The organism is Lactococcus cremoris subsp. cremoris NBRC 100676 (assembly GCF_001591705.1).
Taxonomy (GTDB): domain Bacteria; phylum Bacillota; class Bacilli; order Lactobacillales; family Streptococcaceae; genus Lactococcus; species Lactococcus cremoris.
In genome coordinates this window covers 46,208-55,462 of the sequence record NZ_BCVK01000006.1, presented here as the reverse complement: position 1 = coordinate 55,462, position 9,255 = coordinate 46,208, and the positions used below count along the sequence as shown (strand labels likewise).

Sequence of the window (9,255 nt, the reverse complement as noted above, 5' to 3'; positions counted from 1 at the left end):
TGGTACTAAGCGTATTTTTACAACGTTTATCCGGCTTTAGTCTTCTTGCGAATGTAATTTGGTGGACTGCTTTAGTCTTGCATCTTATTTTAATGATGTATTTTATTTATCTCCATATACTCCCTAAAGAACTAAAAATACATGATGTTTATCCGAGTTGGTTTATCACTTTTGTTGGCATTGGCGTAATATCAGCGACATCACCAGATTTCGGTCTTGAAGTGGGGAAAGTTGTGGTTTGGATAACATTACTCTTTTACTTTATCCTTCTTCCTATTGTTATGCACAGAGTCTTTATTTTACGAAAAATGCACAAATCTTTACTTCCATTGATTACAATCATCACAGCACCAGGTTCACTGGGATTAGTAGGTTATCTTACTGTTGTAGAATCAAAATCTAAAATGTTCATTATCTTTTTATTTATCTTGTCGCAAGCCATCTATTTTATAACTTTGGGCTTACTGACAAAACTTTTAAGAAGTGCCTTTTACCCTAGTTATGCTGCCTTTACATTCCCTCTTGTCATTTCTGCCACTGCGGTAAATTTAACAAGTAAGCTCAGTATTTTCCAATTTTTGAATTTAGAATTATTAGCTAATTTAGAAATTTTTATAGCGATTATAATCGTTACTTACGTTTTTATAAGATATTTTATTTTTTTGGGAAGTAAATTACTTCAGATTATCTCTGAAAAATATTCTGCTGAAAGCATCTAAAAAAACATCGAATTCCAAAAAAAATTTAAAAATGAATAAACTGTAAAAAGGCACCACTAGGTCAATGAATCTAGTGGTTTTTTTATAGTTAACTAAGCTTACTTTTTTTAAAATGGAAATTTAAAGCTCAGACTTTGCTTTGTTTAACTTTCAAAATAGCTTTAATATCTCCCTTTGGGCTATGCCAATAATTTTAAAAACGTCTATAAAAAAAAGGAAACATTGTGTTATAATTAGAACGCTGCGTGCTTTTTTTCATTAAATAAAAAAAATTTGACTGGATTTTTAGGTTAAATTGTTCATTTTTTGAAGTATTTAATGATTAAAAGTATGCAAAAGAATATAGGAGAATAAAAATGACTGTATTATATGATGAAATCATGGTTCGTTATGGTGAACTTTCAACCAAAGGAAAAAATCGTGGTTACTTTATCAATCGTTTGGCAAAAAATATCCGTGAAGTCCTTGCAGATATGCCTGAATTAAAAATTACAGCAGTAAGAGATAGAGCACATATTGAACTTAATGGAGCAGATTATGCCGAAGTTTCAAATCGTTTAACAAAAGTTTTTGGAATCCAAAATTTTTCACCTTCAATCAAAGTTGAAAAATCAATGCCCATTATAAAAAAAGAAGTTGTAGCACTTTTTAAGGAAATTTATAGCGAAGGGCAGACTTTTAAAATTGCTACTAGACGAGCTGACCATAACTTTGAATTAGATTCAACAGAATTAAATATTGCTTTAGGAGATATTGTTTTTGATAATTTCTCTTACGCAAAAGTACAAATGAAAAAACCAGATATCACGTTGCGCGTTGAAATTAGACAAGATGCGACTTACCTTAGTTTTGAAGATATCAAAGGTGCGGGTGGAATGCCAGTTGGTACGGCAGGACGTGGACATTTGATGCTCTCAGGTGGAATTGATTCACCAGTTGCAGGTTACTTAGCGTTGAAACGTGGCGTTGAGATTGAAGCTGTTCACTTTGCTAGCCCTCCTCATACTTCACCAGGTGCTCTAAAAAAAGCCAAGGACTTGGCGGCTAAATTAACTGTCTTTGGCGGAGCAATCACTTTTATTGAAGTTCCATTTACTGAGATTCAAGAAGAAATAAAAGCTAAAGCTCCACAAGCTTATTTGATGACAATCACGCGTCGTTTCATGATGCGCGTGGTTGACCGTGTTCGTGAAGAACGAGGCGGGAAAGTAATTATTAATGGAGAATCTTTAGGACAAGTTGCTAGTCAGACGCTTGGCTCAATGTCTGCCATTAATGAAGTGACTAATACTCCGGTCATTCGACCAGTGGTAACCATGGATAAAAATGAAATTATTGAAATTGCTGAAAAAATAGATACTTTTAATTTATCGATTCTACCATTTGAAGATTGCTGTACAGTCTTTGCCCCACCTTCTCCAAAAACAAATCCTAAACTTGAAAATTGTATTCAATATGAAAAGAGAATGGATGTTGAAGGAATGGTTGACCGTGCAGTCAAAGGCATTATGCTTACAACGATTGCTGGCGGAAATTGGGACCAAACCGAAGAAGAAGAATTTGCTGATTTCTTATAATATGAAAACTCTGCTTGTTATTGATAAGTAGAGTTTTTTATTTGATACGAAAACTACGATTAATAGACTAAACTTGACAAAGGACTGAAACAAGGATATAATAACCAACGTTATTTATAAACTTAGAAAAAATATTTGAGTTAGCCTTTTAATATAAAGATTGTTAGGGAATTTTAAAAGAAGTTGTGGCGCTCATTTTATAGGGAAGGATTTTATGTCAGATCGAATAAAGGCTTTGATTGCCTTAGGGATTTTTACTTTTATGTCGACATTGGATGGTTCAATTGTCAACATTGCTCTACCAACGATGTCAAGGAAACTTCATGTTTCAACTTCACAAATCACATGGGTGGTGACAATTTATCTCATTGTCATTTCAGCGATTGTTTTGATTTTTGGTCGTCTTGGTGACTTGATTGGGAAATCACGAATTGCCCGAATTGGTTGGGGGATTTTTATTTTAGGCTCAGCACTGGCTGGTTTAAACTTTGGTTGGGCTTAGGTTTTTTACTTTTTGCGCGAATTGTTCAAGCTATTGGGGCTTCAATGTTTATGGCAACTGGTTTTGGAATTATTTCAGAAATTTTTCCAGTTGAAAGTCGAGCCAGAGCACTTTCAATCTCGGCGATGTTTGTTTCAGTGGGTTCAATCGCTGGACCAGCACTTGGTGGTTTGATTTTGCAGGTCGCTTCTTGGAATTATATTTTTTGGATTAATGTTCCAATCGGAATTTTGGCTTGGATTTTTGGGAATCATGCCTTACCAAAAGAAACCACGAGTGGAAAATGGTCAGATATTGATTTTAAGGGTGGAACCTTGATGACAGCTGTTGTTATTTTACTTTTTCTGTCGCTTAACTTCGGTCAATCACTGGGTTGGACTAGTCCATTGATTATTATTGGCGCACTTGTTGGTTTTATTCTCTTTGGAATATTTATTGTCACTGAGAAAAAGGTGGCACAGCCTTTACTTGATTTAGGGATTTTTAAATCAAAGTTGTTTTCAATGAGCATAATTATGGCACTCTTTAATTTTACCGTAGCTATGTTTTCAAGTATTTTATTACCATTTTATCTGCAAGATTTTAGAAATTATGCTCCTGGAGTGGCTGGAATGATTATGATGGCTTACCCTGCTGCTATGCTGATTGCCAGTCCTTTGGCGGGTTCAGCAGCTGATAAGATGGATAAAGAAATTGTCACTTTTGTCGGTATTTCAGGAATTGTTTTGTCCCAACTTGGCTATCTTTTGATTAATCCACATTCTGAACCTTGGGTTATAGTCGTGATTTTATTGATTCAAGGAATGTCAATGGGAATTTTCCAAAGTCCTAATAATGCATTAATCATGGAAACTGTTGAACGAAAATATTTAGGAATCGCTGGTTCTGTAAACTCTTTAGCTCGTAATATGGCTTTTGTTTTAGGAACATCATTAGCCACCTTAATTCTGTTTACAGCGATGTCTAATCAATTGGGCTATAAGGTCACAACTTATTTGACAAATCAACCAGATGTCTTCTTGCACGGTTTTCATGTAGCTTTCTATTTTTCAACTTTTTTGGTTTTAGTCACTTGGGTATTGGGCTTGGTTCGTCTATTAGGTCGGAAAAAAAGTTAGTAAAAAAACAATCGATAGATTTTTTTTTAGAGGATAATCTAGCAAACAAATGTTTACATGTGTAAATTTTCACGTACTAAATATATTGAGAATTTAGAAAAGTTTGCCATAATAAATTTTATAATAAAAAAATAATTTCTATAAAGGAACAAAATATGTCTAAACTTCTTGTTGTAAAAGGTCATCCACTCACTGCTGAATATTCACTTTCACTCAAAGGTCTTGATGCTTTCGTCAAATCTTACAAATCTGCTCATCCAGAAGATGAAATTGAAGAGTTGGATGTCTTTAGTGCTGATATTCCAACTTTGAACACAGAATTAGTCAGTGGCCATGTTTGCAGGTGAAAATGCAGAACTTACAGCATCACAAAAAGATAAATTGGCTCGTTTTGCTGGTTTTACAGACCAATTTTTGTCAGCTGACAAAGTTGTCATTGCTAATCCAATGTATAATTTGATGATTCCTGCTGAACTTAAATCATGGGTTGATACTGTAAACGTTGCTGGTAAAACATTTAAATATACCGCTGAAGGACCAGTTGGTTTAGCAAATGGCAAAAAAGTCTTACATTTACAAGCCAATGGTGGAGTTTATGGAGCACAAGACCCTGTGTCAGCAATCTTTAACTTTATCGGTAGCGATTTTAGACAAATTGCTGTTGAAGGACATGCTTATGACCCAGAAAAAACAGAAGAACTTCTTGCTGAATTTATCAAAAAAGTAGAATTAGAAGCTCAAGCATTCTAAATAAAAGTCTGTCAGTGAACAGACTTTTTCTTGAATTTACTGACAGAAATCTCAGTAAGTAGCTGTAGGTGTTGTCAGTAAAAGGAAAGGCTAAAAAATGGTAAAACATCTTTTTAATTCACATATTGATTGGGTTGGTGGGAGAAATTCTATTGGTGACTTGCAAGCTGGGGCACTTAATGAAAAAATTTCAATTCCTGAGACAATGGCTGGACCAGGAGTGGGGACCAATCCGGATGAAATGCTACTTGGAGCTGCTAGCACCTGTTACTCAATTACTTTAGCGGCAATGCTTGAGCGAAATGAAATTCCTTTGGAACATTTAAAAGTAGAGGGACAAGGCGTGGTTGATGTGACAAAAGGGATTTTTACTTATGAAAAAATTACCTATCATGTCTTCATGAAACTAGCCGCCGGGGCTGATGAAAGTAAAGCGATCAAATTGGCAGAACGTGCAGAAAGTTCTTGTATGATTTCAAGGGCAATTCAAGGAAATATAGAATTAGAAACGATCATTAAGATTGAAAAATAAAAAGTTACTGACAAAACTGTCAGTAACTTTTTTTGATTTTATGTTAATTCAATCATTAGTTTTTATTTTTTCGACGTTCCAAAAAGTCGAAAAGTAGCGTATGATGATTACTTGCTAATGAATAATCTTCAAGAATATTGACATTAAGTCGCATATCTTTGGCTTCTCTTGCGGTAATTGCTCCAGAAAGCTCATGCTCAAAGATAACTTTACGTTCTAAATAGTAGGCACGCATCATTTCAGTAATGTTATTAGGCTGAGCTTTATTTACCATCCGAGAAATATGACCACCAGAAGCCACAATTTCAGAAGTTCGCAAACGTTCTGATTGTAAGAAATTCAAAAGTTGTTCATCAAAAACCCCATTTAAATTGTCCAAGGCTTGTAAGATAAGTTCGGTGTTATTGAAATATAGTTCAGTAATTTCATCACGCGTTGTTTCCATTGCTGCTTTTGTTTTTTTGAAATAAAAATCCACATGCAAGAAGCGAGAAACCAGCAAATGAAAGGCACGCAAAGTAATAACATAAACAAATTGAATACTTGAAACAAGGGAATGGACAATACTTGTTTCCAATGAGCGAATATACCTTTGATAAGTTCGATAAGTATACATAGAAATTTTATTTTCACGTAAGTAAGCTTCAAGACCTTCAGATTCGATTCGGATAATCAAAAGTTGCAAATCATTATAGTCAATCGCCATATCGGTGGATTCTTGCTCAATAATTAACTGTTGAATCCTTTCTTGATAAGCATCAATTGCAATATCGTATCCCTGAGGATTTTTAGCTGTTGTCATATCCTGACGTAATTCATCAACAACCTCGGATAAAATAGCGATTTTAGAGATATTGTTAACTTTAGATACTTTTTTGACTGCAAAGAAAGGGAGAATGAACATTCCGACCAAAAAGCTTAAGCCAGTTACGGCAGCTGCTAGAAAGACTAGGACCGGTTGGATATCAACACTTCGAGGAACCAAAAGAATCGTTGCGATACTTACAGTTCCTTTAGAGCCAGCAAAAGTAAGAAGAAGAATATCATTCCAATAAGCAGAGAAAGGCTGTTTTTGTTTAAGCGAACGAAGCCAGTAATAAAAGGCAATGACGACGAATCGAAGGGCAAATAAGCCAGCAGTTAGAGCAAGAGTAAGGAGAATTAGATGAGCTGAAGAATAAACAGGGTCAACTAAAAGTGGAACAACAAGTTGATAAAGTTCAATTCCTAAAAACAAGAAGACAAAGGAATTTAAAATGAAAGTCAAGGTGTCCCAAATTGTACTTTTAAGTTTTTCTACTTGAGCATCAAATAAAGTTGTTCTTTTGAGACCATTGGCTGACATCACTCCAGCGACGACAGCAGCGATAATTCCAGAAACATGAAGTTCTTCAGAAATGAGAAAGGCGGAAAGAGGAACCACAAGTTCTAAGAGAAGATATCCTGAGACATCTCGGGCATCGACATCTTCTAAAAGTCTCAAAACTAGCCCTTTGATATAAATTAAACTAAATCCAATAGCAGCCCCACCAATGGAAGAAATCACCAATTTCATTGTAGCATCTGGAAAAGAAAAATAACCTGTAACCAGTGCGACTAATGCAATTTGAAAGGAAATAATTCCAGAAGCATCATTGAGAAGCCCTTCACCCTGTAAAACACTCATGACCCTACGTGGAAAGGAGAAGTTTTTGGATAAAGCCCCCACGGCTACGGCATCGGTAGGAGCAAGACTGGCTCCTAAAGCAAAACAAGCAGCCAAAGGAAGTCCGATATATATCCAATTAGAAATTAAACCTAATCCAAGAGTTGTGATAAAAACAAGGGGGAAAATAAGTACTAAAATAATTTTACTATGTTTTAAAATATGTTTGACATCAGCTTCTTCACTTTCTCTAAATAGAAGTGGGGCAATAATAAAGCCTAGAAAAAATTCTGGAGCGACATGTAAAACTTCATCAGCACCAAAAAAGCCCAAAATAAGTCCTAAAACCACTTGAATCAGCGGAAGGGCAAGTTTTGGGAAAACTTTATTAAGGACATTTGAAAAAACTAATACCAAAAGGAAAATAATGACATAAAAAATAGTATGGAGCATAGAGTCCTTTCTTTAAAAAATTGACGAGCGCTTAAAAAGTGCAAAGTAGAGCTATCAAAGGTAGCTCTACTAGTGCATATTCTACTTATTTATTTCAAACGGTTAATTGCTTTTTTCTTTAAAGCAATTTTTTCATTTATTTTTGAGCAGTCTTTTTTACCTAACAGCGCTTTACAACGTTTGAGTTCAAGATCTGTAAGCTGACGTTTAACTCGTTCTTTACGAGCAATATCAAACTCACCGTTTTTGATTAATTCAAGTTTTTGTTCAAGAATTAATTTTTTATTCTTAACGGCATCAATATAATATTTAAGCTCAGAAATATCGTTAGTACTTGCTTCGTTAGCAAGTGCATTTCCTAATTTTTCATCAAGCTTAATGAGTTTATCAGTAAGCATTTCAAGTTTAGCGTGAAGTTTTTCTTCTTTTTCTTCGTCTGAGAGGGCCATAAAAGCTTCAAATTTTTTACTATCTTCAAGCTTTTGAGACACTTCAGGTCTTTTATCGATGTACAACTCACGCAAGTTTTTTAACTTATCTTCAAATTTTTTATCTATCATTTTGATCACCTAAAAACATATTCAGTACAGTTATTATAACATATTGTAGATTAAATGAAAGAGCTACGCTTAAATTTTTCTAAAATAAAATTCCTGCTCATTTTATAGCAGGAATTTTTGATAATTAATAAGTCAAAACAAAGTTTTTCTTTTTTCCACGACGAATGACTGTCAGACGATTCTCAATTTTATCGGAATCTGTAAGAACATAATCAAGTTCTTGTACTCTTTCTCCGTTGATATAAATTGCTCCATTTGTAATATCTTCACGAGCTTGTCTCTTTGAAGGAGCAATTCCTGCAGAAATTAAAAGCTCAATTAGAGTCAGGTCTTCATCAGGAGCGATTTGATGTTGTGGCGCTGCTTTCAAGCCAGTTAGGATTGATTTAGCATCCAATTGACGTAAATCTCCACCACCAAACAAGATTTCAGAAGTTTTAACAGCTTGTTCATAAGCTTCTTTTCCATGAACGAGACTTACAACTTCACGAGCCAAAACTTTTTGAGCCAAACGTTCATGACGAGCAGCCTCAAATTGTTCTTCAATTTCAGCAATCTCTTCTAATGAAAGGAAGGTGAAAATTTTCAGCATTTTCACAGCGTCTGCATCATCAACATTAAGCCAAAACTGGTACATTTCATAAGGAGAGGTTTTATCAGCATCAAGCCAAATTGCATTTCCCTCTGATTTACCGAATTTTTTACCAGTTGAATCTGTAATTAAAGGAATAGTGATAACATGTCCTTGTTTGTTAGCCTTACGACGTAAAAGCTCTGTACCAGCAGTCATATTACCCCATTGGTCAGAACCACCAAGTTGTAAAGTGACATTATGCAATTGGTTCAATTCGTAGAAATCATAACCTTGCATAATTTGATAAGCAAATTCTGTATAAGATATTCCGCTTTCCATGCGTGATTTTACAGAGTCTTTAGAAATCATGTAATTTACAGTAAAATGTTTACCTACATCTCTGAGAAAATCAATAAATGTCAGGTTTTCAAACCAGTTGTAGTTATTGGTCATTTCTGCCTTGTTTTCACCATTTTCAAAATCTAGGAAACGCTCAAGTTGACTACGGATTTTTCCAGACCATTTTGTTACGGTGTCTTTTGTTTGGAGCGAACGTTCTGAATCTTTAAAAGAAGGGTCACCAATCAAACCAGTTGCACCACCAACAAGTGCATAGGGTTTGTGACCAGCCATTTGCAGACGTTTCATTGTCAAAATGAGTACAAGATTACCTAAATGAAGGGAATCAGCAGTAGGATCATAGCCCACATAATAGGAAACCATATCCTCCGTCAGCGCTTTGGAAAGCGCAGCTTCGTCCGTTGTTTGGAAAACCAAACCACGTGCTTTAAGTTCGTCAAAAATGTTCATAAAAAAATCCTTTCT

Annotated in this window: 6 protein-coding genes and 2 pseudogenes; 5 read left to right on the top strand and 3 right to left on the bottom strand. The window is 34.9% G+C overall.

Annotation, left to right across the window (positions count from 1 at the left end; genetic code table 11):
- From LLA01S_RS01865 to LLA01S_RS01845, 5 genes and pseudogenes are all read left to right on the top strand, one after another.
- Nucleotides 1-719, top strand: a 719-nt coding sequence (locus LLA01S_RS01865; protein WP_061777751.1) for a TDT family transporter, incomplete at its 5' end; no start/stop codon positions are given.
- 356 nt (nt 720-1,075) lie between these two features.
- Nucleotides 1,076-2,296 carry a tRNA uracil 4-sulfurtransferase ThiI gene (gene thiI / locus LLA01S_RS01860; protein WP_061777750.1) on the top strand — a complete coding sequence of 407 codons (1,221 nt, stop codon included), beginning with the start codon at nt 1,076-1,078 and terminating at the stop codon, nt 2,294-2,296.
- Nucleotides 2,297-2,510: 214 nt separating this feature from the next.
- Nucleotides 2,511-3,916 (top strand): annotated as a pseudogene (locus tag LLA01S_RS01855) (MFS transporter).
- Nucleotides 3,917-4,071: 155 nt separating this feature from the next.
- Nucleotides 4,072-4,666 (top strand): annotated as a pseudogene (locus LLA01S_RS01850) (FMN-dependent NADH-azoreductase).
- Nucleotides 4,667-4,763: 97 nt separating this feature from the next.
- A complete protein-coding gene (locus tag LLA01S_RS01845; protein ID WP_011675453.1) occupies nt 4,764-5,198 on the top strand; it encodes an OsmC family protein in 435 nt (144 codons plus the stop codon).
- 55 nt (nt 5,199-5,253) lie between these two features.
- Here LLA01S_RS01845 and LLA01S_RS01840 read toward each other — a convergent pair whose 3' ends face one another.
- The 3 genes from LLA01S_RS01840 to tyrS all read right to left on the bottom strand — a co-directional run bounded on the left by LLA01S_RS01840 (nt 5,254) and on the right by tyrS (nt 9,240).
- Nucleotides 5,254-7,296 carry a cation:proton antiporter gene (locus tag LLA01S_RS01840; protein WP_021165893.1) on the bottom strand — a complete coding sequence of 681 codons (2,043 nt, stop codon included), beginning with the start codon at nt 7,294-7,296 and terminating at the stop codon, nt 5,254-5,256.
- Between the two features lie 89 nt (nt 7,297-7,385).
- Complete coding sequence (locus LLA01S_RS01835) at nt 7,386-7,856, bottom strand: hypothetical protein (protein WP_061777749.1); 471 nt, start codon at nt 7,854-7,856, stop codon at nt 7,386-7,388.
- A gap of 124 nt (nt 7,857-7,980) precedes the next feature.
- Entirely contained in the window at nt 7,981-9,240 is a 1,260-nt protein-coding gene (tyrS, locus tag LLA01S_RS01830; protein ID WP_011675456.1) for a tyrosine--tRNA ligase, read from the bottom strand.
- Nucleotides 9,241-9,255: the final 15 nt, after the last annotated feature.

Coding starts and splice junctions, on each gene's coding strand:
- LLA01S_RS01840 (WP_021165893.1), bottom strand. CDS start 7,296: ATGCTCCATACTATTTTTTATGTCATTATTTTCCTTTTGGTATTAGTT.
- thiI (WP_061777750.1), top strand. CDS start 1,076: ATGACTGTATTATATGATGAAATCATGGTTCGTTATGGTGAACTTTCA.
- LLA01S_RS01845 (WP_011675453.1), top strand. CDS start 4,764: ATGGTAAAACATCTTTTTAATTCACATATTGATTGGGTTGGTGGGAGA.
- tyrS (WP_011675456.1), bottom strand. CDS start 9,240: ATGAACATTTTTGACGAACTTAAAGCACGTGGTTTGGTTTTCCAAACA.
- LLA01S_RS01835 (WP_061777749.1), bottom strand. CDS start 7,856: ATGATAGATAAAAAATTTGAAGATAAGTTAAAAAACTTGCGTGAGTTG.